Origin of the sequence: Acetobacter suratthaniensis, assembly GCF_017377745.1 — a bacterium.
Lineage (GTDB): Bacteria > Pseudomonadota > Alphaproteobacteria > Acetobacterales > Acetobacteraceae > Acetobacter > Acetobacter suratthaniensis.
In genome coordinates, this window is sequence record NZ_JAFVMG010000001.1 from 170,110 (window position 1) to 192,852 (window position 22,743).

Annotated in this window: 25 protein-coding genes; 10 read left to right on the forward strand and 15 right to left on the reverse strand. The window is 63.4% G+C overall.

Going from position 1 to position 22,743, the window contains the following annotated elements; all coding sequences use genetic code 11:
- Positions 1-6 precede the first annotated feature (6 nt).
- Complete coding sequence (locus tag J2D75_RS14390) at positions 7-447, reverse strand: DUF1653 domain-containing protein (RefSeq protein ID WP_243428370.1); 441 nt, start codon at positions 445-447, stop codon at positions 7-9.
- On the opposite strand from J2D75_RS14390, the gene J2D75_RS00875 reads away from it, so the two are divergent.
- Positions 421-867 carry a hypothetical protein gene (locus tag J2D75_RS00875; protein WP_243428371.1) on the forward strand — a complete coding sequence of 149 codons (447 nt, stop codon included), beginning with the start codon at positions 421-423 and terminating at the stop codon, positions 865-867. The genes J2D75_RS14390 and J2D75_RS00875 overlap by 27 nt on opposite strands.
- Positions 868-892: 25 nt before the next feature.
- On the opposite strand, the gene J2D75_RS00880 is transcribed toward J2D75_RS00875, so the two are convergent.
- Positions 893-1,876, reverse strand: a complete 984-nt coding sequence (locus J2D75_RS00880; protein ID WP_243428372.1) for an SAM-dependent methyltransferase — start codon at positions 1,874-1,876, stop codon at positions 893-895.
- Entirely contained in the window at positions 1,873-2,259 is a 387-nt protein-coding gene (locus J2D75_RS00885) for a DUF423 domain-containing protein (protein WP_207851853.1), read from the reverse strand. The genes J2D75_RS00880 and J2D75_RS00885 overlap by 4 nt, the downstream gene beginning before the upstream one ends.
- 132 nt (positions 2,260-2,391) lie before the next feature.
- On the opposite strand from J2D75_RS00885, the gene J2D75_RS00890 reads away from it, so the two are divergent.
- The 3 genes from J2D75_RS00890 to J2D75_RS00900 all read left to right on the forward strand — a co-directional run bounded on the left by J2D75_RS00890 (position 2,392) and on the right by J2D75_RS00900 (position 4,515).
- Positions 2,392-2,997, forward strand: coding sequence for a cob(I)yrinic acid a,c-diamide adenosyltransferase (locus J2D75_RS00890; RefSeq protein ID WP_207851855.1), 606 nt, complete (start codon positions 2,392-2,394; stop codon positions 2,995-2,997).
- A 293-nt stretch (positions 2,998-3,290) separates the two neighbouring features.
- Positions 3,291-3,944 (forward strand): hypothetical protein, encoded by a 654-nt coding sequence (locus tag J2D75_RS00895; RefSeq protein ID WP_207851857.1) that lies wholly within the window; start codon positions 3,291-3,293, stop codon positions 3,942-3,944.
- Positions 3,945-4,029: 85 nt separating this feature from the next.
- Positions 4,030-4,515, forward strand: a complete 486-nt coding sequence (locus J2D75_RS00900; protein WP_243428373.1) for a hypothetical protein — start codon at positions 4,030-4,032, stop codon at positions 4,513-4,515.
- A 17-nt stretch (positions 4,516-4,532) separates the two neighbouring features.
- Here the strand turns inward: J2D75_RS00900 and J2D75_RS00905 are convergent, their stop codons facing one another.
- The 4 genes from J2D75_RS00905 to cysQ all read right to left on the reverse strand — a co-directional run bounded on the left by J2D75_RS00905 (position 4,533) and on the right by cysQ (position 8,488).
- Positions 4,533-5,975, reverse strand: a complete 1,443-nt coding sequence (locus J2D75_RS00905) for an FAD-binding oxidoreductase (protein WP_207851859.1) — start codon at positions 5,973-5,975, stop codon at positions 4,533-4,535.
- Between the two features lie 92 nt (positions 5,976-6,067).
- Positions 6,068-6,625, reverse strand: a complete 558-nt coding sequence (locus J2D75_RS00910; RefSeq protein ID WP_207851861.1) for a hypothetical protein — start codon at positions 6,623-6,625, stop codon at positions 6,068-6,070.
- Positions 6,622-7,632, reverse strand: coding sequence for an L-threonylcarbamoyladenylate synthase (locus tag J2D75_RS00915; protein ID WP_207851863.1), 1,011 nt, complete (start codon positions 7,630-7,632; stop codon positions 6,622-6,624). The genes J2D75_RS00910 and J2D75_RS00915 overlap by 4 nt, the downstream gene beginning before the upstream one ends.
- Before the next feature lie 85 nt (positions 7,633-7,717).
- On the reverse strand, positions 7,718-8,488 hold the full coding sequence (gene cysQ / locus J2D75_RS00920) for a 3'(2'),5'-bisphosphate nucleotidase CysQ (protein WP_207852772.1): 771 nt from the start codon (positions 8,486-8,488) through the stop codon (positions 7,718-7,720).
- Positions 8,489-8,604: 116 nt separating this feature from the next.
- Between cysQ and J2D75_RS00925 the strand changes: the two genes are divergently transcribed.
- Positions 8,605-10,077, forward strand: a complete 1,473-nt coding sequence (locus tag J2D75_RS00925; protein ID WP_207851865.1) for a leucyl aminopeptidase — start codon at positions 8,605-8,607, stop codon at positions 10,075-10,077.
- A 92-nt stretch (positions 10,078-10,169) separates the two neighbouring features.
- On the opposite strand, the gene J2D75_RS00930 is transcribed toward J2D75_RS00925, so the two are convergent.
- The 8 genes from J2D75_RS00930 to J2D75_RS00965 form a co-directional block, all read right to left on the reverse strand.
- Entirely contained in the window at positions 10,170-10,616 is a 447-nt protein-coding gene (locus tag J2D75_RS00930; RefSeq protein ID WP_207851867.1) for a DNA polymerase III subunit chi, read from the reverse strand.
- Between the two features lie 126 nt (positions 10,617-10,742).
- On the reverse strand, positions 10,743-11,870 hold the full coding sequence (locus J2D75_RS00935; protein ID WP_408736726.1) for a S1C family serine protease: 1,128 nt from the start codon (positions 11,868-11,870) through the stop codon (positions 10,743-10,745).
- A 258-nt stretch (positions 11,871-12,128) separates the two neighbouring features.
- Positions 12,129-14,693 (reverse strand): ATP-dependent helicase HrpB, encoded by a 2,565-nt coding sequence (hrpB, locus tag J2D75_RS00940; RefSeq protein WP_408736727.1) that lies wholly within the window; start codon positions 14,691-14,693, stop codon positions 12,129-12,131.
- A 163-nt stretch (positions 14,694-14,856) separates the two neighbouring features.
- Positions 14,857-15,762 carry a hypothetical protein gene (locus J2D75_RS00945; RefSeq protein ID WP_207851871.1) on the reverse strand — a complete coding sequence of 302 codons (906 nt, stop codon included), beginning with the start codon at positions 15,760-15,762 and terminating at the stop codon, positions 14,857-14,859.
- Between the two features lie 124 nt (positions 15,763-15,886).
- Positions 15,887-16,879, reverse strand: coding sequence for an Hsp33 family molecular chaperone HslO (gene hslO, locus J2D75_RS00950; RefSeq protein ID WP_207851873.1), 993 nt, complete (start codon positions 16,877-16,879; stop codon positions 15,887-15,889).
- A gap of 73 nt (positions 16,880-16,952) precedes the next feature.
- Complete coding sequence (locus J2D75_RS00955; RefSeq protein ID WP_207851875.1) at positions 16,953-17,270, reverse strand: hypothetical protein; 318 nt, start codon at positions 17,268-17,270, stop codon at positions 16,953-16,955.
- On the reverse strand, positions 17,270-18,274 hold the full coding sequence (argF, locus tag J2D75_RS00960; protein WP_265782759.1) for an ornithine carbamoyltransferase: 1,005 nt from the start codon (positions 18,272-18,274) through the stop codon (positions 17,270-17,272). Before argF ends, J2D75_RS00955 begins: the two co-directional genes overlap by 1 nt.
- A complete protein-coding gene (locus J2D75_RS00965; protein WP_207851877.1) occupies positions 18,271-19,479 on the reverse strand; it encodes an aspartate aminotransferase family protein in 1,209 nt (402 codons plus the stop codon). The genes argF and J2D75_RS00965 overlap by 4 nt, the downstream gene beginning before the upstream one ends.
- A gap of 283 nt (positions 19,480-19,762) precedes the next feature.
- Between J2D75_RS00965 and J2D75_RS00970 the strand changes: the two genes are divergently transcribed.
- The 5 genes from J2D75_RS00970 (at position 19,763) to J2D75_RS00990 (ending at position 22,731) form a co-directional block, all read left to right on the forward strand.
- Entirely contained in the window at positions 19,763-20,599 is an 837-nt protein-coding gene (locus J2D75_RS00970) for a RecX family transcriptional regulator (RefSeq protein ID WP_207851879.1), read from the forward strand.
- A 44-nt stretch (positions 20,600-20,643) separates the two neighbouring features.
- On the forward strand, positions 20,644-21,096 hold the full coding sequence (locus tag J2D75_RS00975; protein WP_408736728.1) for a CHAP domain-containing protein: 453 nt from the start codon (positions 20,644-20,646) through the stop codon (positions 21,094-21,096).
- A 123-nt stretch (positions 21,097-21,219) separates the two neighbouring features.
- A complete protein-coding gene (locus J2D75_RS00980) occupies positions 21,220-21,474 on the forward strand; it encodes a twin-arginine translocase TatA/TatE family subunit (RefSeq protein ID WP_207851883.1) in 255 nt (84 codons plus the stop codon).
- 94 nt (positions 21,475-21,568) lie between these two features.
- A complete protein-coding gene (locus tag J2D75_RS00985) occupies positions 21,569-22,189 on the forward strand; it encodes a methylthioribulose 1-phosphate dehydratase (RefSeq protein ID WP_207851884.1) in 621 nt (206 codons plus the stop codon).
- Complete coding sequence (locus J2D75_RS00990) at positions 22,186-22,731, forward strand: 1,2-dihydroxy-3-keto-5-methylthiopentene dioxygenase (RefSeq protein WP_207851886.1); 546 nt, start codon at positions 22,186-22,188, stop codon at positions 22,729-22,731. The genes J2D75_RS00985 and J2D75_RS00990 overlap by 4 nt, the downstream gene beginning before the upstream one ends.
- The last annotated feature ends 12 nt before the right edge of the window (positions 22,732-22,743 follow it).

Genomic DNA, 22,743 nt, shown 5'->3' on the forward strand with positions numbered 1-22,743 from the left:
ACCCGGTTACGGTGTTGCGCCGTTTTCCAGCCGGGCAAAACGGGGCTGGCCGTTTACGTTTTCCATCCACATGGCCAGAGGGCGCACCCAGTAGCTGCCCTGCGCCTCGCTTCTGTATGTGACAAGCCATTCCTCGGTTTCGCTGTGCCGCCCGGTGCATAGAACTGTGTAAAGCCCTCCCTTGTAATGTCGGTAAAGACCGGGCTGCGGGTGCGCTGGCATAGCGCCGTGCGCCGGGGCGGCTGGCTGTGTCGAGAGCGTGGCCGGAGCGTGATCGGGGCTGGTCATGGCGGCTTCTTCCGTGTTCTGTATGTTTATGGCTGTAATGAAAGGATGGGGGCGCGCGTGATCATGGGGCATCTGGGCTTTTTCGTGCGGGGCGGGAGCCGGGTTGCGCGGCTGGGCAGGATAAGCGGGCTCTTGCTGGCTGTCATCGGGCTTTTCCATGGTCTGGCACATGCTGCGGGGCATGCCCGTGGTGTCACCGTTACTCTGAGTGCCCAACCCGGCACACCGCTGGATGCACAGGCCCGTTTGCTGGCAACGGAAGACATGGCCGCCGCCGCCCGGCATGGCGAAACCCCGCTGGTGCTGGTGGGCAACGCAGTGCTGGCGCTTAAAGGGGAGGGTGCGGAGGCACTGTTTGTTCAGGTGCAGTCGGCCAGCCTGTGTGGGTCGGCCGGGTGTTCGACCGATGTTTACCTGAAAAAACAGGGGCAGTGGGTCAAGGTGCTGGATTCTGTCAGTGGGCCGGTTGAGATTCTGCCCGCCGGGCATGGCGGCATGAAAGATATTCTGGTCGATGGGACTGATCGCTGGGTCTGGAAAAACAACAGCTATGTGGACACTCTGGCCCTGCAGGAGTGAACAGGGCCAGAGTGTTCAGGGGCGTTTAGCCTGATACGGGCTGTGGCTGACCGGTCCAGCCCGGCAGGGGGCTAACCCCTTCCTTGGCGGCTGTTTCAGACCAGAAAAATGTCAGCTCATGCTTGTTATGGGCCAGATGGGCCAGCGCTCCACCGGGAATGGCTTCAAAAGCGCTGACGGTTTCATGGTCGGTCTCGCCCTGAAACTTGACGGTCAGCACCATGTTACGGGTCTGCTGCGTATCAATCCAGCGCTGGGCCAGCCGCAGCAGGCGTTGTGGATAGGCAATAATATCGGAAAACACCCAGTCAGCTCGCTCAAGGGTGGAGGGTTCCAGCCCAAAGGCGCTGGCCTGATGAAAGCGCACATTTTTCATGGCAGCTACGGCCGGGGCCAGTGGCGCACGGTCAAACGCATCCACCCGTGTTTTCAGGGTCGCCAGTGCCCATGTCCACCCGCCGGGGGTTGCCCCCAGATCGTAGCAGAGCGCGCCCGGCTCCGGCCAGCGGCCTAAACGGGTGCAGGCTTCCCATAGTTTCAGATAGGCGCGTGAGGGTGGCCCGGTACGGTTTTCCACAAAACGGGGGCTGCCATTGGGGAAAGGGCTGCTCTTGCGTGCCGAAAACAGCAGGGTTTCGGGGTCGAGCAAGGTCCATGCGCCTAGCGGGCTGGAAGGCGGGCTTGTTGGAAAGACCAGTGCGGCCGCCTTGACCGGGGGCAGGCGCTCTTCCACCAGCCGGGCGCGGCCAAAACAGGTGGCGGCGTACAGGCTCCAGTTCCGCTGGCGTGCACGCAGCGTATCGGCTGCCGCGCGGATGGAGGCAACCGGCACACATTCGGGCTCAAGCCATATATCCAGCGCCCACGGGGAATACACGGCCGGGTGGCTGGAAAGGGCTAACTGTCCGTGCCAGCGCTCGATGGTAACACCCCGGCGGCGGAGGTCTTCGCTCAGGGTTTCTTCCAGCCCTTCTGCCGCCAGCCATGCGCCGCCTATTGTCGCGCTCATGCGCCGCGCGCCCATGCGAAGGCGAGGCACAGCCATGACAGGATCAGCAGGCTACCACCGGTAGGCGCGACATGCCCGGCATGGTGGCCGGTAAAGGCCGTGTAGTACACCGCTCCGCAGAACAGCAATGTACCGAGCAGAATGCCCGCGGCCCCAATGCGTAGCAGGCGCGTGCTCAGGCGGTCTGCCCCAAGCCCGAGGGCGACAAGGGCGAGGCCCTGCCACATCTGCATTTCCATGGCGCCACGCGCCATGACGCGGCCCCCCGTGGCAAAGGCGGTTTCAGGCAGGTGTGCCGTGAGCGCACCCATGATCACGCCACAGGCGACGACCAGCGCGCCGCCTGTGCGGTACAGGCGGGGAGGAAAGGCAGAGTGTGTCATGCGGCCATTCTATAGTCGCGCAGGCGGCGGACGGCAAAGGGCGTTGTCTTTGTGGGGCCGTATTGTTTTCTACCGCCGCCCGAGGAATGTTGGTTTGGATTATAAAAAGGCCGGAACAAAGGACAGCATGGCATGAGCATTCGCATAGACAGAGTGGTAACGCGCGGCGGTGATGGCGGACAGACATCGCTGGGAGATGGCTCACGCGTGGGCAAGGACAGCCTGCGCATAGATGTGCTGGGTGCGCTTGACGAGCTTAATGCGGTGCTGGGGCTGGTGCGTGCCCATGCGGCCCATTCCAGTAAGCCTGCCACAGCACAGCCTGAAACACAGAGTGAAAGGGAACTGGCAGCCCTGCAGAATCTCCTGTTCGATATGGGGGCGGAGCTCTGCATGCCTGAAGGGCCAAAAGCCCAGCGGGTGAAATCGGTGGAAGACACGGTGGTGCTGGAGCTGGAAAGCTGGATCGAACGTATGCGCGCGGATCAGCAGCCGTTGAGCGGATTTGTGCTACCCGGTGGCTCCCTTGCCGCCTGTTGGGCGCATATGGCCCGCACCCAGACCCGCCGTGCCGAGCGGCAGCTTGTGGCGCTTGCACAGCTTGAAACGATTAATCCCGTATTACTGAAAATACTGAACAGACTCTCTGATTACTTTTTCGTTCTTGCCCGTTATTTCAATCAGAACGGGCAGTCTGATCTGCTATGGCAACCCAGAGTATCAGCCAAAGCGGAATAAATGCGCTATTTTGCCCGGAAAACCTGCATATTACGCTTGGATAACACATCCGGGCGTGATATGGATTTAACACCAACAGGTTAAAGATGCTTACTTGGCGCTGATTTCTCTGTTGACCATTTCTTTTAAAAGATCGTTAGCCGGCCCTATTGCAGGGCAAACGGTTTTCTAAAAACCCGGCGCGGTCTGATGTATTCCCTACTGCAAATTGGTACGGGAAATGGCAACGGGCTACACGTTGGGCATTTCTGTTTCATGTAACGTGATAAAATAAGAACGTGACATTAGGATTGATGAATACTTCTCCTTTTCTTTCTTCTTCTCCGTCCGACCAGCAGCATGAAGATGGGCTTGAAGAAGCCAGCATGCTTAATGCGCTTGAACGCCTTGGTCAGTCTGCCCGTACACGTCCTGCAAACCGGCAGCCTGCCGAGTCTGCGGGCAAGCGGCGGCGCTTCGTGCGTGATGGCGAGGTGCAGGTTGAAAAACACACCCTCGGTCGCGCTGCGGCTCCTCGCACGCTGGCAGACCCCCGCCCCGGTAACGGCAATGCCCGCGCCGTGCATTTTCCCGATGAGGATAACGGCGAACTGACACGCCTGCGCCGCCATCTGGCGGAAGAAAAACTGCGTGCGGAAGAAGCCGAGCGTCAGTTGGCCGAAACACAGGCCAGCCAGCGTGGGTTGATGACCCGTGCCGGACATGCCGATGTGCTGGTGCGTGAACTCAAGGAAAAGCTGACCGAACGTGAAACGCATCTGGCTCGTGCCGTGCGTGAGGTCAAAACCCTGCGTGAAAAGCTGGAAGTAACGGAGGCCGAAGTCACTCTGTTGCGTCAGCGGGTTGAAAGACGGCCTGCCGCAGCCCCCGCGACACGGCGTTATGAACTCGCGGTTGGGGAATCGGAAAACGGTGGGCCTCAGCCCGTCAAATGGTGGAAGGACTGAGCAGCACCTCTGTCTGCGCTGTTTACCTGATGTCCGTGCCGGATTTTGAAACGGTGCCTGTACCGTGTTGTGGCAGGGTGCAGGTATGAGCGAAAGCTCTCAGCCTGCCTCACGCATGGCAATGCTTGGTTTTGTCGTGCTGATCATTGATCTGGCAGCAGGCATTGGCTTTGTGCTGGTGCCGCTGTTGATTGTTGGCTTTCTTTCCCTCTTGCGGGATGTTTTTGGCGTTCTGCTGCTGCCGTTCAGCTTTCTGCTGGGGCTGGCGGGTTGGTCGGCGGATCAGAAGACACTCCATGCCATGCAGGCGGGTTTTCTGCCTGATGGGGGCGCTCACGCCCTGCGTGCAGGCTGTGTCGTGCTGGCGCTGGTTGTCTCGCTTGTCTGTTCGGTGCTGGCCAGCCGCCGGATGGGGCGTGCTGTCGGCTTTGAAAGCTGGCTGGCGCCCTGCCTGACAGCCTTGGCGGCGTGGCAGGAGGGCGGCAGTCTGGCACTTGTGCTGCTACCAGCCTTTCTTTTGCAATGCATCGCCCTGCGTTACCCCGGCCTGCGGCGTGCAGGCGCGCGGTAAGCCGGGAGCAAGCCGTTTCAGGCGGCGGGAAAGATCTTGCCGGGGTTCATCAGCCCATCAGGATCGAGTGCGTTTTTGATACGGCGCATGCTTTCCAGTTCAGCGCCACCCCGCCATGACGGCATCATGTAGGTTTTAAGCTGGCCTACACCGTGCTCTGCGGAAAAGGAGCCGCCAAGGTGGCGCACGATCTCGGCCACCGTATCCATGATATCATGATCGCGTGCGCTGAAAGCCGCCGCATCCATCTGTTCAGGCTGCACCAGATTGAAGTGGATGTTGCCATCGCCAATATGCCCGAAAGGAGCAACCCGGATACCCGGTATCAGGGCTTCGCACGCGGCGGTGGCTTCCGTAATCAGGGTGGGAATGGCGGCAAGGGGTACGGATACGTCGTTTTTGACGGATGCCCCGGCCCGCTTCTGGGCTTCAGCATGTTCTTCACGCAGCATCCACAGAGCGTTACGCTGGGTTTCGCTTTCGGCCAGAACCGCATCGCTGACCAGCCCGCTTTCCAGAGCCTCGCCCAGCACATCTTCCATCAGGCTACGCAGGCCATCTCCCGCGCGGGGGCTGGAAAGCTCAACCAGCGCGTAGGCCGGGGCCGGTTCGGATAGTGGCAGGGCGGCGCCGTCAATGAAGCGGTTTACCAGCCCCATGCTGGTACCGGACATGAACTCGAACGCCACCACAGCGGCCGGGTCCTGCTTGCGGAACGCGGCAAACAGATCCAGCGCACCTGCGGCACTGGCGACAGCACACAGCGCGGTTTCACGCGCACGCGGGGCAGGCTGGAGCTGGATAACCGCCTGAGTGATGATACCCAGCGTGCCTTCAGCCCCGATCAGCAACTGCCGCAGGGCGTAGCCGGTGTTGTCCTTGCGCAGGCGGCGCATGAGGTTGAGCACGTTGCCATCGGGCAGAACGGCCTCAAGCCCAAGTGCTAGTTCACGGGCATTGCCATAGCGCACCGTGTTGTTGCCCCCGGCATTGGTGGCCAGAATCCCGCCAATATCAGCCGATCCTTCCGATGAAATCGACAGGGGCAGGAAAAGCCCTTCGGCGGCGGCGGCATCCTGCGCGGCCTTGAGCGTGACCCCGGCATCGACCGTCATGGTCAGGTCGGCATGGTCGATGGCGTGTACGCGGTTCATTCGCGTGGTGGAAATGACAACCGCCCGGCCACTGTCATCCGGCGTGGCGCCGCCTACCATGCTGGTGTTGCCACCCTGCGGCACCATAGGCACGCCGTGGGCATGGCATAGGGCCACGGCCTTTGCGCATTCCTCGGTGCTGGCGGGGCGGAGTACGGCAGCACAGCGGCCTTGATAGAGTGCGCGCCAGTCCGTGCAGAAAGCGGCGGTGTCTGTTGTGTCCGTCAGCAGGCCGGAAGGGCCGAGCAGGGCTGCGAGCGCCTGATGGAGTGTTGAGGGAAGGGAGGTTTCAGGCGTGCCGGACATGGCAGGGCGCTTCCTTTGCAGGGCCGCGGAAAGAGCGGGGTGGACAGGGTATGAGGCCGATGGTTCGGTCAGGAAAAGGGCGGGCTGCGCACTCAGTTAAACGTATGCGGCGCACTATGGGTAAAGGGCAGGGGTGTGGGCCTGAGGGTATGGAACACCTCTGTACCCGCAACGCCCGCCAGCAGCCCGGCCAGCAGGGCCGCCACAATCATGAGCGGTTTGGGGTTGCGGGTGGAAGAAAGCTGCATGGCGGCCAGATGGGTCTGGAGTTCAGCGCGGGATTGCTGGGTCAGGTAAAGCTGGGCCTTGAGGGATTCGTTCTGTGCGGTAATGGAGCGCAGGTCGCGGTCCAGCCGGTTGATGCTGTCGGCCATTTCACGCAACTGGGTGCGGTAGGAATCCGGCATGTCCTGCTTGTCCGCACGGGCGCGGGTGGTCGAGCTTCTGCGACGGTCGGTTGGCTGGGCGCGGGAGGGATCGGCCGAGATCACCTGAAACAGATTTTTGAGCGCGCCACCCGTGGTGTTGTTGCGCTGTGCGCGGCGGCGCAGGGTTTCCAGTGCGGCGACAGCCTGCCCCTGCTGTTCCTCCAGAACAAGTGCCAGAATGTCTGAAAGGAGTTTGACCTCCTTGGGATCCAGCTCGCTCATGGCAGGGTGTTTTCTTTCGGGTTGGCGGAAAAGGGACGGGGGGCGGCGGCACGGGTCAGCCGGTCATGAATGGCCAGCCCCAGTCCGTGAGTAGGAATAGGCTGCACGGCTATCGCGCGCAGGTTGCGGGCATGGCCCGCATGGTCGAGTGCGCGCAGGCCAGCAAACAGTCGGGATGCGGCTTCTTCAAGACTACCGCTTTCGCTCAGGTTCCAGCTTATGGCTGCGGCAGAGGGGCTGCTTTGCGGGCCAAAGGCCAGCAGGGCTTCATCCGCGCGGGGGGTGAGCACATCCAGCCGCACCGGCAGTCCGGGGGCATAGTGCGATAGCATACGGCCGGGCGAGAGGGGGGCTGCATCGGCCTGCGTGGTGGGGCGGTGCAGGGGGCCGCATAGGGCTTCGAGCGCTTCCGCCGTTATGCCGCCGGGTCTGAGCAGGCAGGGGCGGTCAGGGTCTGACAGATCAAGCACCGTGCTTTCCAGCCCGATGGCGCACGGCCCGCATTCCAGCACGGCATCAATCCGGCCATCGAGTTCTTCGAGCACATGGGCCGCACTGGATGGGCTGATCCGCCCTGAACGGTTGGCCGAGGGGGCGGCTACGGGGCGGCCGGTCTGGCGCAGCAGGGCGGCGGTTATCTCTCCACGCGGCACGCGCACCGCCAGAGTGGACAGGCCATCGGCCGCGAGGTCGCTGACTGTGCTGCCCACCGCACGGGGCAGCACCAGCGTAAGCGGGCCGGGCCAGAAGGCCGCTGCCAGCCTGCGGGCCAGCGGGGTGGCCTGCACCTGTTCAAACGCGGCCTCGGCCTCGGCAAAATGACTGATAAGCGGGTTGAAACGCGGCCTGTTCTTGGCCTCGAAAATACGCGCCACCGCCTGTGGCTGCGTGGCATCCGCGCCCAGCCCGTAAACCGTTTCGGTGCCAAAAGCTACAAGCCCGCCTTCACGTAGAAGGCGGGCAGCCGTGGCAATGCCGGTTTCGGTGCTGTCCAGACGCAGTGTCATGAGTCTTTCAGGCTCTTGCGCTCAAGCAGGCCGCATGGCGCCCCTTCCCGCGGAAAGGCGGCAGGCCATACGGCAGCAGCGTGGGTCATAGCGATCCGGTACAGACAAACGGCGGATTTTTCCAGCCTGATTTACCATAAACGAGGGGCGAACCATCCAGAAGCGTGATCTGCCCGCCCGCTGCTTCCACAATGGCCTGCGGGGCGGCGGTGTCCCACTCCATGGTGGGGCCAAGGCGTGGGTAGAGATCGACCAGCCCTTCTGCCACGCGCACGAACTTCACGGCAGAGCCAATATTGCCCAGCGTGGCCACCTTGCGGCCATTGAGGTATTCCGCCAGCCGCACATCATCCGCATGATGGCGGGAGGCGAGAACGCTCAGCCCTTCCGCCGGAGCCTTGCGGACATGAATGGCCTGTTCGCCCTGACTGTCGCGCCGGAACGCGCCCAGCCCCACGCCACCCCAGTAGGTCTGGTGGTAAGCGGGTAGTGACATCGCCCCCAGATAAGCCCGCCCATCGCGCACAAGGCCGATATTGACGGTAAAATCATCCCGCCCGGCGGCAAATTCACGCGTGCCGTCCAGCGGGTCCACAAGCCAGTAGGTTGGAGCTACGGCGGTTTGCAGTCCGGCGGCCACTTCTTCTTCCGCAACAACGGGAATATCCGGCGTGGCAGAGCGCAGGCCGCGCAGGATATGCGCCTCGGCGGCGGTGTCCGCTTCCGTTACGGGGGAGGAATCGGTTTTGGTCTGGGTTTCAAATCCCTTGGCGCGAATAGCGCGGATGAGATCTGCGGCTTCTTCCACCAGTCTGGTGGCCAGGGCCAGAAGCTCGGACTCTGTATGGGCGTTCATGCAGGCACCATACGCCAGCTTGAGCGTGGCGTCATGTCCCGTCACGCTATTGCCAAGCCCGCGACAGAGACTTACGCAGAAGGGAACCCGTTTTGCAGGAATGATCGGTAGAATTCATGCTTCAGATTTCGTTCTCCTCCGACATACGGCCCGTAGGCGGCAGTCTGGCCATTCTGGTGCCGCAGGGCGAAACCCGCCCGGCTGTTTTTACGGAGCTGGATACCGCTCTGTCCGGTGCGCTGTCCCGCGCGGCAAAGGCCGAGGGCTTTAGCGGCAAGGATGGCACAAGCTGTGTCGTGCTCGCACCCTCAGCAGCGTTCGAGCGCATTGTGCTGGTGGGGCTGGGTAAGGCGGAGGCCGTGGATGCTTTCGTGGCCGAAAAGGCTGGCGGGCTTGCGTCCTCGCTTCTGGGCCGTGCGGAAAAGGCGGCTGTCGCCACGGGCGATCTGTCCGGGGCGCTGGCGGCGCATGTGGCGCTGGGTGCTACGCTGGGTGCGTATCATTTCGGCCTGTACCACGGTGCGCCCGAAGCGCTGGATAACCACAAGCTACAGGCTCTGTCCGTGCTGAGTGCCCACGCGGCGGATGCAGACAGCGCATGGCCGTCTCTGCAGGCGGTGGCGCGGGGTGTGGTGCTGGCGCGTGATCTGGTGACGGAACCGGCCAATGTGCTCAACCCCGTCGAGTTCGCCGAACGCGCCCAGACCCTGCGTGCCCACGGGCTGGAGGTTGAGGTGCTTGACCGCCCCGCCATGGAAAAGCTGGGTTTTGGCGCATTGCTGGGTGTGGCGCAGGGGAGTGCGAACGAACCGCGCATGGTGGTCATGCGCTGGAACGGTGGCAAGGCGGATGCCGCACCGCTGGCCTTTGTAGGCAAGGGTGTGACGTTCGATTCAGGCGGCATTTCCATCAAGCCTGCGGCGGGTATGGAAGACATGAAGTGGGATATGGCCGGGGCCGCCGCCGTAACCGGGCTTATGGCCACACTGGCGCTGCGCAAGGCCGAAGTGAATGCAGTGGGCCTTGTCGGTCTGGTGGAAAACATGGTGTCCGGCACGGCGCAGCGGCCGGGTGACGTGGTGCGCAGCGCTTCGGGGCAGACGATCGAAGTGCTGAACACCGATGCCGAAGGGCGTCTGGTTCTGGCCGATGTGCTGTGGTACGCGCGGGATCGTTTCGCACCCCGTCTGATCGTTGATCTGGCGACCCTGACAGGGGCCATCATTGTCAGCCTCGGGCATGAATATGCAGGGCTATTCTCCAATGATGAGGCGCTGGCCTCTGGTCTGGCTGATGCCGGGGCCTTCACGGGTGAAAAGCTGTGGCGCATGCCTATGGGCACGGCCTACGACAAGCTGCTGAAATCCGATATTGCGGATATGCAGAACATCAGCGGTGGCCGGGCTGGTGGCTCCATTACGGCAGCCCAGTTCCTCAAGCGCTTTGTGGGGGAAACCCCCTGGGCGCATCTGGATATTGCCGGGGTTGCATGGGATAGCAAGGCGCGTAACGGCCAGCCCAAGGGGGCCAGCGGTTTTGGCGTGCGCCTGCTTGATCGTTTTGTGCGTACGGGGTTTGAACAGAAATAACATCCTGTTCGCAAGCCGGGGCTGCCCATTGTGCAGGCCCGGCGATTATGCCCCGTCTGTGGGGTGGTTTTCAGGGGCTGGTGTAAGGGGGGTTACCCGCCGCGCGTCCAGCCCTGTGCTTCCTGTTTCCAGTATGTGGGGCTATGGCCCGCCGCACGGGCGGCTGTCCAGCGTTCACGAGCGGCAGCGACCGCTTGGGGGTCCTGCCCGTCAAACAGGTCAAACACGCGGCTGAACGCGGCAAAGTCCGTGCAAGTGCGGTTTTCCAGCAAAAACAGAAAGCGGGCCTTGTTCGGGCTGTCTTCTCCTGTTGTCAGCCAGATCGGGTGTAGGTCGGGGCAGAGCGCGCCTTCGCTGCCATGCGGGAGCCAGCGCGGGGTTGCAACCTGCCACAAGGCCTTGTCCAGTTCCTGCAACATCGGCTTGGCCGCACACCAGATCACCGCCTTTTCGCCCGCACCCAGCGTGCGTGTCAGCAGCGGGGGCAGGGCTTCGGTCGTGCCGGTGCGGGTCAGGTGGTAAAAACCGATCTGTGTCATCCTGCCTCTATAACAGCCGCGCCTCTGTGCGGGAAAGGCGGCGTGTCCGCAGTCGGGTTATGTCCGGGCTTATGCGCACTGGCACGGTGCGCATAAGCCCGTTGCTGTGCGGGCTGTCGCACGCTTTTAGTGCGGGTCGGTGTCTTCGGTTAGTGGGCGATGGCCGACAAGGGCTTTAAGCTCAAGGGGCTGCGCATGGCGCGTGATGCTCAGCGCTACGGTCTTGCCCGGTGCGGCGGCGGCCACGGCGCGAATCATGAACCGGGCCGATTCTACGCGTTCATCATTCAGGCGGGTGACAATATCCCCCCGGCGCAGGCCGGCATGGGCGGCGGGGCTGTCGCGATCCACTTCCGTAACCTGTGCCCCCAGCGGGTTCGTGCTGTCCTTGAGGGTAGCCCCCAGCCAGCCCCGGTCCATGTGGCCGGTTTTGCGCAGCGTTTCCACAATCGGGCGCACAATTTCGGAAGGAATGGAAAATCCCAAGCCCACAGAACCGCCAGTGGGCGAGACAATGGCCGTATTCAGCGCAACCACCTGACCAGCCATGTTAAAGGTCGGCCCCCCTGAGTTGCCGGGGTTTATGGGCGCATCGAGTTGCAGGAAATCATCAAATGGGCTGGCGCCAATATCGCGCCCCCGTGCCGAGACAATGCCTGCGGTGACGGATGAGCCAAGGCCGAACGGATTGCCCGCCGCGAGTATCCAGTCGCCTACCTGCACAAGGCGGCTATCACCCCACTGGGCATAGGGCATGGGTTTGCCGGTGTTGATTTTGATCACGGCAATATCGGTCAGCGGGTCTATGCCCACCGGGGTTGCGGTAAACTCCTGCCCATCCATGAGCGAGACGGTAATGCGATCCGCATCGGCCACCACATGCCCATTGGTGACGATGCTGCCATCCGGGTCGATAATAAAGCCTGACCCGGCTTCAAGCAGGTCGTTCCAGTGCTGGCGCATGCGCTCGCGGTAGCGATGTTCAAGCGGCGTGCCGCGCACGGACGAAGGTAGTTTGTGCTGCGTTTCCGATTCGCGTGTGACGGCGATATTGACCACCGTAGGGGCGATCCGGCGTACCAGCGGCGCAAAGCTGAGCGGGCGGGATTCGACCAGCGGCACAGGGGTTTGCCCCGGTGGCGGTTCTTCACCCATGCCAGCGGCATGGCCCGGTGTCTGGCCCGTGGAGAGTGTGTCTGCCGCCTTGGCCGCCCCGCTCTGGGCCAGCAGGCTCCATGCCAGACCACAGGCCATGCCGCGTGCCAGCCTGCGGGTCATGCCCTGCGGCACCACCCTATGGCGGGGCTGGGGCTTGGCCCTGCATGGCAGAGGCAGGGTGGACAAAGCGGGCAGGCGGGGAGCCTGTGTCATGCGCGAAGCGCCAAGAAACTGGACATGGTCTTGATTTTTGAACCCGTTTGCCCGGCACATGCAACAGGGATCATGTTTCTATCCATGTTTTCATGCTGTTGTGCCGATGTGGTGACAGGCAGCCCGGCCTTTTCAGGCAGTCTACGGGCGGCGGGTTCTGGTGGCCGGGGCAAGGGCCGGGTTTTCGGGCCATTCATGCCGGGGGTAGCGGCCGCGCATGTCGCGCCGCATATCGGCCCAGCCTCCCTGCCAGAACCCGCCCAGATCAGCCGTGATGGCCTGCGGCCGCCCGGCGGGGGAGAGCAGCGCCAGACGGAGCGGAATACGCCCACCCGCCAGAAGCGGCGTGGTGCTGGCGCCAAAAAATACCTGTGCGCGGGCCGAGGCCACGGGAATGGGTTGGGTATAGTCCACCTCGGCCCTGCCGCCGGGAAAATTAAGGGCGGTGGGCAGTTCCTTATCCAGCCACGCGGTATGGGCATAACCTAGCCAGCCACGCAGCAGGGGGACGACATCCAGCGCTTTGAGCCCGGCAATAGAGGTGCAGCCCGCCAGAGCCGGGGCCAGCCATGTGTCCGTGCTGGCAGCCAGCGCAGGGAAGGAGAAGTCCGGCCAGTCGGTCATGTCTGACGGCATGGGGGCGGAGAGGGCGCGCGCCAGCTCAACACGCGCCTGCAACTGCCCGCCAGCCCCGCTCCAGTCCAGTGCGGTACTCAGGTTGGTGCGGGCGTGCTCAAGCAGCAGGGTGGCGGCTTCTTCAGGGCGGACTTTTTCCGTGCGGTCGCGCAGCACCAGGTTGCCGATACGCATGCGCCTACGGGCCATAATGGCGCCGCTAGCCGGATCGAGTGCGGTTTCCACCTGTTCGCGCGTGCGGGCGAGTACGGCGGGGGGCAGGGCATCGGGGTCGAGTGGGGCGGCCAGCCGGATTTCAGCCGTGGTGCGCAGGTGCAGGCCCGCTACGGCCAGCAGTCGTGCGCTGGCCAGCGTATCGTCGCGGCGCAGGCGGGCATTGCCGCCATTGGCCATGCGAAAGCTGCCGATTTCGCCCCGGCTCAGGGCAATCCTGTCTACAAAGCCCGCAGCCAGCAGGGCTGCGGCATTGCCGCGTGCGGGCAGGCCGTGGGGTAGGCCCAGCCGCGCCCGAAAACGCCCCGAAGCCTGCCGGATCCGTGCGAGTGCCGCCCGGTCTGCATCCGGGTCATCGCCACCGGCGATCAGGTCAAGGCGCAGGCTTATATCCGCCGGAGGGATGGGGGGCGGGCCACCGCGTGCGGCCATGCGTGGGCGTAGCGGGTCACGTTCTTCCAGCAGGGCGGCCAGATCAGCCGCGAGGGCGGCTTCCTCCTGAGTGGTGGCGGCCAGCAGCATGGCGGCCAGTCTGGGGTGTGTGCCAAGCCCTGCCATGTTCCGCCCCAGTGGGGTCAGGTTCTGGCTGTCATCCAGCGCACCCAGTAAGCCCAGCAGGTCACGTGCAGCCGCTAGTGCCGCCCCCGGCGGCTGGTCGGGTAAGGGGAGCGGGGTATCCGATTGGCCAAGTGTTTCCGCCCACAGGCTGGTGGCCAGCACAAAGTCCGACAGATCGGCCTCAAGGATTTCCGGGCGGTCATGCTGGGGCATGGCGCGCTCGGTATGGGGTGTCCACAGACAGTAGGCGGTGCCGGGGGCTTCACGCCCGGCGCGGCCTGTGCGCTGGCGGGCCGCGGCTTTTGAAATGCGAAGCGTTTCCAGCCGTGACAGGCCTGCCCCGGCATCAAACCGTGGGGCGCGGCGGTAGCCGCAATCCACCACAACCCGCACACCCGGTACGGTGAGCGAGGTTTCGGCAATGGATGTAGCCAGAATGACCCGGCGCTCCCCAGCCGCGCCGGGCTGGAGTACGCGCGCCTGTTCGGCAGGATGCAACTCGCCATGCAGGGGCAGGACGGTTACGGGGCAGTCGGCCAGCAGTTGCGCCGTGCGCCTGATTTCTCCCGTGCCGGGCAGGAAAACCAGAATATCGCCCTGCGTTTCCGCCAGCGCTTTGCGCACGCCCGCAGCCGTAACCGTGGGAATATCGCGCAGAGTGGCGATATCCTTGGTAGCGTGGTGGATATCCAGCGTGTGCATCCGCCCTGCACTGGTGAATACAGGCGCATTCATAAGCGTGCTCAGGCGTTCGGTTTCTGCTGTGGCGGACATGGCAACCAGCCGTAAGTCTGGGCGTAAGCTGCGTTGCAGGTCGAGGCAGAACGCCAGTGCCAGATCGGCATCCAGTGAGCGCTCGTGGATTTCGTCCAGAATGACGCAGGCCACACCTTCGAGCATGGGGTCTGACAGCAGGCGGCGCAGGAATAGCCCTTCTGTCAGGACTTCTATGCGGGTGTGTTCTGATACGGCGCTGTCCACCCGGGTGCGGTAGCCTGCAAACCCGCCCACTTTTTCACCCCGGAGTGCCGCAATGCGCTGGGCTGCGGCACGGGCGGCCAGCCGCCGGGGCTCTAGCATGATGATACGCTCGTTTTCGCCCCGCCAGGGGGCTGAGGCCAGAACCGGCGGAATGGAGGTTGTCTTGCCCGCACCGGGAGGGGCCACAACAACGGCGCTGGCAAACTGCCCCCCCGCAGGCTCCGTGGCCAGATGCGCGTAGAGCGCGGGTAGGATTTCCCTTACGGGCAGGCCTTCCGCGATAGAGAACGGGTCAGAAGCGGGGGGCATGATAGGCATGAGCGCAGTTATGGCGCGCACCCGTAGCGGGCGCAATGGCGTGCCTGCATGTGCCTGTCAGGGGGCGGAGGTGTGTGGGCCTGTCTGCGTGGCGCTAGCTGGTGGGCCGGAAGGTTTGCATTGCTTCCAGCCCGTTTTTTTAGGCCGTGTTGGCCGTATGTGCTTACTGACCGCTGGCCGTGTTTTTACCCGGCAGGCTCAGAAAGCTTGCCTTGGGGGAAAGGGTGCGCGGCTTGGCGGGTTTGGTAGCCGGGGCGGTGTCCCCCCCGCTCGGGAAAATGGGGTTGGGTTCCGCGTCCTGCGCACTGGTGGCCGGGGCCGGGGCCGTGGCGGGTGCCGCCAGTGTTTCTGTGAAGGCGGCCGGGGGCGTTGCACTGGCCGGAGCGGCAGGCAGGGTCTGTGTATCGGTTTTGGTGGCGCTGGGGGCTGGCAGGGGGGCTGCGCTATCATCCTGCCCGGTGAGGGACTGGGTCTGAATGGCGCTGCCTACCGGGGTGCCGCCTGCATCCACCAGCCATTTGCTCAGTGAATGATGCACCTGATACTCGAACTCCACATTGAGTGTCTGCATCATGTCGCGGGTAACGGCGTAAAGATTGGCACGGCTTTCTACATCTCCTGATGGATCAGGATGCAGCGACTGCGATGCCTGTGCGGATGCGGAGGCCACGCGGTGGCCATCGGCGGCGAGAATATCGAGATGCACCCCGACATTCCCTTTCAGCGTGCCGCCGGGCAGATGCAGGATGGAGGCCCGGTCGATAACGAAGCGTGCTGTGTTGGGGGAATCAACCGTACCGCGCGCGGTCAGCCTGTCCTGCGCCATCTGGCGGACAGCCTGTAGCGGCGGGGTGGGGGCTTCCGGCCCGATATTGCCTTCCACCGGGTGGGTGGCGGTTCGGTCAACAATCGCGAGTGAAGAAACATTGAGGTTCATCTGCCCCAGATAGTCGTACCGCAGGGGGGCGAACTGTGTCGGTTCGTTGTTCTGGGCGCAGCCAGCCAGCAGGGCGGGAAGCAGAACGGCGGCTGCCACGGATGAACGGAACAGGTGGGGAAACGACATCATGATTCAAACACTCTGCAACAGCCGGATTACGGACAGATAAACCACCAACGCCCGACCCGGTCTGGCGTCGCTCTCTTGTGGGGCAGAGTGTGCGACAGGGGTTGGGCGCGGTCAACGGGGCGTGTCAGCGCCCCACTGCAATGCTCTGGCGCGGGAAATGGAAATCCTTGTTACAGAACTCACAGGTCATGACGATTGTACCGTTGTCCTGACACATGTGGTCCAGATCGTCTTCAGGGAAGCGTTCGAGCACATCAATCAGCCGGGCGCGTGAGCAGCGGCAACCAAAGGCGAGGGCGCGCGGTTGGCTGACATGCAGGTTCTGTTCATGGAACAGGCGGTGGAGCAGATGCGTGGAGGGTAGCCCGTCATCCAGCACCTCCTGATCGCGCAGGGTTGCCGCCAGAATGGTGGCGGTTTCCCAGTTGGCATCATCCGCACTCAGCAGCGGGTTTTCGCCCGAGGCGTCATCCACCACAGCAGCAGTCTCGGCTTCGTTCTGGGCGCCGCCTTCCCCCGCGATCCGCTCCAGCACCAGACCGCCCGCGCGCCAGCCTGCATCTGTCATGGCGCAGGCCAGCATGACCTGACAGGCATGCTGCTCGCTGGTGTCGAAATAATGGGTGGCCATGGTGGCGAGGTCATCGCCTGTTATGCCTACAATCCCCTGATGGCGTTCCATATCCGCCCCCTGATCAACGGTCAGGGCCAGATACCCATCGCCCAGCAGGGCGCGGTCGGTGGGGTTGGGCGTACTGGCGAGCAGGGCTTCCAGTGCCTCATCATTCGTGCGGACATAAAAGCGCAGGGCGCCGGTGTTGGTGCAGTCTGCCACCAGCATGGAAACCGGGCCATCGCCCTTGATCTGGAGCGAGAACGACCCCTGAAACTTCAGGGCCGAGGCCAGAGCCGCCACCAGAGCCAGCGCCTTGCCTGCAAGCTGCGTTACGGGGGCGGGGTTGTCATGCCGGGTCAGCAGGGCATCCGCCAGTATGCCAAGCCGGATCAGACGGCCGCGTACCGGCTGCCCTGCCAGATAAAACGGCGTAACGCCGCCGGGCACCACGAGGTCAGGCACATCGGGGCGGTCGCGATCAAGAAAAGCCGGTTTTTCCATGGAGTAACGTTAGGCCCTGCATAAATACGGAGAAAATGCGCAACGGCAGGGCCGCAAAGCCCCGCCGGGGAGATCAGATGCTCGCGGAAATATCGAGTTCCAGTTTTTCGAGCTTCTGTTCCAGTGCGCGCTGATCAGGCGCGGAAAGGGGCAGAACCGACGACAGTTCGGCCAGAAACGCCTTGCGGCAGGCATCGTGCTCGGCGTCGAGGTCCTGAGCCCGGCCACATCCCGCCAGACAGTCGAGATAGCGCGCACGCGGAGCGGCGAGCTTTTCGGCGGTTACGGGCAGTTCAGCCAGAATGGCGTCAAGGCTGCCCTCCACCCAGCCGGGGGTGCTGGGCGTGTCTTCCGTGGTGGTGGGGGAGGCGGGTCTGTCTACACCGTTCATCAGGCTTGTTCCTTGCCGAAAGAAGTCCAGTTCGGGCCACCCAGCGCCCAGGCGAGGATACCTTTCTGGGCGTGCAGACGGTTTTCAGCCTCATCGAACACAACGGAATGGCGGCTTTCAAACACGTCCTGCGTGACTTCCTCCCCTATATGGGCAGGCAGACAGTGCATGAACAGGGCCTGCGGGTCGGCCAGCGCCATCAGCTCCGTGGTAACACGGTAGGGTTCAAGCCGCTCGGCGCGAACGCTGGCTTCGGCCTCGGAGTCGGACATGCTTGTCCATGTGTCCGTCACCACGCAGTCGGCACCGATTACAGCGGCACGGGGGTCGGCTGTCCATTCCACCTTGCCGCCTTCGCGTAACGCCCAGTCCAGCACGGCCTGCGGGGGTTTCATGCTGGCAGGGGTTGCAGCACGCAGCGTAAAGCCAAAGCGCACGGCCCCTTCAATCAGCGAAACCAGCACATTGTTGCCATCGCCTGTCCAGGCGAAGGTCCGCCCTTTAACCGGGCCGCGATGTTCTTCAAAAGTCATGACATCGGCCATGATCTGTACCGGATGAGAGTCGGGTGTCAGCCCGTTGATGACCGGCACGCTGCTCCAGCGGGCCAGATCATGCAGGTTGGACGTGTGGCCGGTGCGCAGTACGATGGCATCCACAAAGCGGGACAGCACGCGCGCGGTATCGGCAATGCTTTCGCCCCGCCCGATCTGCATTTCCTGCGGCGACAGCACCACGGCATCCCCCCCGAGCTGGCGCATGCCCACCTCAAAGGAAACCCGCGTGCGGGTGGAGGGCTTGGACATGATCAGCCCGAGTTGCCGCCCGGCCAGTGGCTGGCGCGGGTGCAGCGGAAAGCGCCGCCCCTGCTGCATACGCTTCATGCCCGCCGCCGTGTCGATAATCTGGCGCAGGGTCGCGGTGTCCAGATCCTTCAGGTCAAGAAAATGGCGCAGCGGCACGGAGTTGAGGGAAGGGGGGACAATCGAGGCGACGGCGCTCACGGTGTAGGCTCCAGAACAGTCTTGGCGGTGGACCTGTCTTTGAGGGCGGCGATGGCGCGCGCCAGACACGCCACGGCGTCACGGCATTCGGTTTCGGTTACAGTCAGGGGCGGCACAAGCCGCAGCACGTTGTCACCTGCGGTTACACACAGCAGGCCTTCGTCCTGTGCGGCATCCTGCACATCGCCCACGGGCGGCACGCAGCGCAGCCCCAGTAGCAGGCCGAGGCCACGGCGCTGGTCGAAAACGTCCGGTGCATCAGCCACAACGGCGTCCAGCAGGGTGTCCAGCAGGGCCGCGCGCGCGCAGACCTGATCCAGAAAGCCGGGAGCCAGAATGACATCCAGCACGGCATTGGCCGCGGCACAGGCCAGAGGGTTCCCCCCGAACGTGGTGCCGTGGGTGCCCGGTGTCATGCCTGCGGCCACCGCCTGCGTGGCCAGAATGGCCCCGATGGGAAAGCCGCCGCCAAGCCCCTTGGCCGTGCTCATGACATCGGGGGTAATGCCTGCCCACTGGTGGGCAAACAGGCGGCCGGTACGGCCAACGCCGGTCTGCACTTCATCAAGGGCCAGCAGCACGCCGGTTTCATCGCACAGGGCCCGCAGGGCGCGCAGATAGGCCGGGTCTGCTACCTTGATACCGCTTTCGCCCTGCACGGGTTCAAGCATGATGGCTGCCGTGTTGGGTGTTATCGCGGCACGTACGGCCTCGATGTCGTTGAACGGCACATGCGTGAAACCGCTGACAGGGGTACCAAAGCCTTCAAGGTATTTGGGGTTGCCGGTAGCGGACAGCATGGCCAGCGTGCGACCATGAAACGCGCCGTCCATGCAGATGATGTCTGTGCGTTCAGGGTGGCCCGCCAGAAACTGGGCACGGCGCGCCATCTTGACCATGCCTTCATTGGCTTCCGCACCGGAGTTGCAGAAGAACACGCTGTCCGCGAAGGTATTGGCAACAAGCCGTGCTGCCAGTTTTTCACCCTGTGGAATGCGGAACAGGTTGGAGACATGGATAACCTGTCCCGCCTGTTCACTGATGGCTTTAACCAGGGCCGGATGCGCATGACCGATGGAGCTGGTGGCAATACCGGCGGCAAAGTCCAGAAATCGTCGTCCGTCCGATGCGTACAGCCATGCGCCCTCTCCCCGCTCGAAGGCGAGATCGGCGCGTTTGTAGGTTGGCATGAGCGGAGAGATCATGAGACTGGTCTTTGCTTTGAGTTGAGTGTTGAACCCGGTTGGTGGCCATGGAAACGATGATGCAAAACGAAAAGCGCCCGCTGCCTGAAAATGGAGCGGGCGATCCGTTACACTTTTGTATCATGGCGCTTTCAACAGCAATGAGTCAAATATCTGGCTTAAAATTCCTGCATGTGCGGCATGCGTCAAAGGCGGGGGAGCCTGAAAGGCAGGGCTGGATTGCGTGTGGTTTCAGCACGTTGGAGTGTTTGCCTGACAGCCGGGCCGCGTTAGGGTGGGCGGTATGACGCGTGCGCGCTCTTTGGGCCGGGAGGCCCGCCGCAAGGCAGTTTCCGGCGAGGGTGAACCAGCCGGGGCTGCTGCTGTGCCGCCAGCGCCAGACCGCGCAGCCCTGCGAGAGGCCGCACTGGCGCATCTGGCCCGTTTTGGCACCACCCGGCATGGGCTGGAACAGGTTCTGCTCCGCCGTGTGGCCCGTTGGCGCGCCCGCGCACAGGCCGCAGGGCTGGAGAGTGCGGCAGAGCAGGCGCAGCAGCTTGCGGCCGTCTGCGCCGAAATTGCACAGGATATGGTGTGTCTGGGTGCTGTGGATGATGCGGCCTTTGCCCATGCCCGCGCGCGCAGGCTGGTGCGTACGGGGCGCTCAAGCCGGGCTATAGAAGCACATCTGGCAGCAAGGGGGGTGGCTGCCCCCATTCGGGAGCAGGCCATGCGGGGCGATGAAGCCACTGCACAGGGGCAGGTACCGGGGACGGACGCGGCCAATTTTACCAGAGGTCTGTCAGCGGCGGAGCGCGAAGTGTGTGCGGCACTGGTTCTGGCCCGCAAAAGACGCCTTGGCCCGTTTGCGCCCCCTGCTTCACAAAACCCGGTTGATGAGGAGATGGATGACACCGATCCATCGGAAGGCTGGAGCGCGGGCGACTGGGATGAGGATACTCAGGCGGATCCGCGCCGCCGGGCCGGGCGGCTCGGGCGGCGTGGGCAGGCCGGGGGCGCCAGCCGGGCGCTGGGGGTGCTGGCGCGTGCGGGGTTTGCGCGTGATACGGCGGCCCGTGCGCTGGATATGACGCGGGAGGAGGCGGACGAATGGCTCGAACGACTGAAAGCCGAATCGTAAACGTGTCCGTGTTGGGGCGGTTAGGCGCTCTGCTGTCCCTGCTGATGCTTGCGGCCTGTGCGGGCGGGAATTCGGGGCGTGTGAGTGGTAGCTGGAGTGGGGCAGTGCAGTGTGCGCCCTACGCGCGGGAGCATTCAGCCGTTAACCTGCGGGGGGATGCGGCCTTGTGGTGGAACCGCTCGCGCGGGATTTATACCCGCTCATCCGTCCCGCATGAGGGGGATGTGCTGGTGTTCCGTGCGACAGGGCGTTTGCCTTCGGGGCATGTTTCTGTGGTGCGGCAGGTCAGGAGCAGCCGGTTGGTGCTGGTCGATCACGCCAACTGGGAGCCGGGGCGTGTGACGCGCGCAGCCCCTGTTGTTGATGTTTCCCCCAGCAATGACTGGACGCGCGTGCGCGTGTGGTGGGCGCCCTCACGCAAGCTGGGTAAAACCGTTTATCCGGCGTACGGGTTTATAGAGCCACCTTGGCCGGGCGGCACTGAACCCCGCTCGTAAGGGGGTATTAAGGAAGGGCTTGCATGAACGGGCATTCGCCCTCATGTACAACACTGGAGTTTTCTGGCGTGGCTGCGCCGTGGGGTAAAACAGGCGGGCTGATCGGGCCAAGGGGAGCGTGTAATGGGTAGTCTGAGCATCTGGCACTGGCTGATTGTGCTTGTTGTCGTTCTGGTTGTGTTTGGTGGTGGCGGCAAGATCACGACGCTGATGGGCGATGTGGCCAAGGGCATCAAATCCTTCAAGAAGCATATGGCTGATGACGAATCGCTTGAAGAGCAGGCAGCATCGCGCAATGCGGGCGGGCATATCGCGCCGCCGCCTGTGGCCGCTTCTGCCGAAACACGCGCATCCGCCGATCAGTCCACCCCGCGCTGAACTGGGTCTTGCCGTGGCATAATGCCGCCTTCCGGGTTGGAGGTGGCACCATGCCCGCAAAGCTTTTTCCGCGACCTGCGAATATGGAACAGAGATGAGTGAGAACACGCCCGATCTGGATGCGGCTGCGCGCGATATTGTGCGAGCGGGCCAGAGGCTGGATGCCCGTGGCTGGGTGCCTGCAACGGCGGGTAATATCAGCCGCCGCCTGCCGGATGGGCGCATCGCCATTACCCGCTCGGGTTGCCACAAGGGCTTTCTGAGCGAGCAGGACGTGATTACCGTCGATCTGGCGGGCCAGCCGCACGATCCGGCCAACCGCCCCAGTGCCGAAACCCTGCTGCATTGCCAGATCTACCGGCTGTTGCCCGATGTCGGGGCGGTGCTGCACGGCCATTCCGTTGCCTCCACCGTGCTGTCGATGATCGAAGCTTCGCCCCGGATTTTGCTGAGCGATTACGAAGTGCAGAAGGTCTTCGCCGGGCAGGATACGCACGAGGCCACGGTGCCTGTGCCGTTGTTCCCCAACGATCAGGATATTGCCCGCCTTGCCCGTGAGGTGGAGCCGCATGTGGCGGATATGCCCGCAGGCTACATCATCCGTGGGCATGGTGTTTATGTCTGGGGTCGGGACATGGGCATGGCGCTGGCCCGGCTGGAAGGGCTTGAGTTCCTGCTGGCCTGCGAACTGGAAAAAAGGAAGCTGAAGGCATGAGCAGCCTGAGCGTTTACAAGGACGGGCAGCCCGGAGCCCCTGTGCTGCAAACATCCGATCCGCAGGAAATCGCCGATCTTCTGGCTCCTATGGGTGTGCGTTTTGAGCGGTGGGAAGGCCCGGCCATTCCGCCGAAAGACGCGGCGGAGGACGTTATTCTCGATACCTATCGCCCGTGGCTTGACCGGCTGATGGGCGAAACCGGGGCCGGGTCAGCCGATGTGCTGCGGATGAACACCCAAACCCCCAACCTTGCGGCCCTGCGCGAGCGCTTTTTGTCCGAGCACATCCATAGCGAGGATGAGGTGCGGTTTTTCGTGCATGGGGGCGGGCATTTCGTGCTGCATGTGGCTGGCCATATTTATGATGTGGGCTGCACCCAGACAGACCTGATCTCCGTTCCCGAAGGCACGCGGCACTGGTTTGACGCCGGGCCGGAACCCGATGTGGTGACACTGCGCATCTTTACCCACAAGGAAGGCTGGGTGGCCCGCTATACGGGCGATGAGATCGCCCGCCGGTTCCCATCCTACGCGTCTTGAGCGAGCATAGAT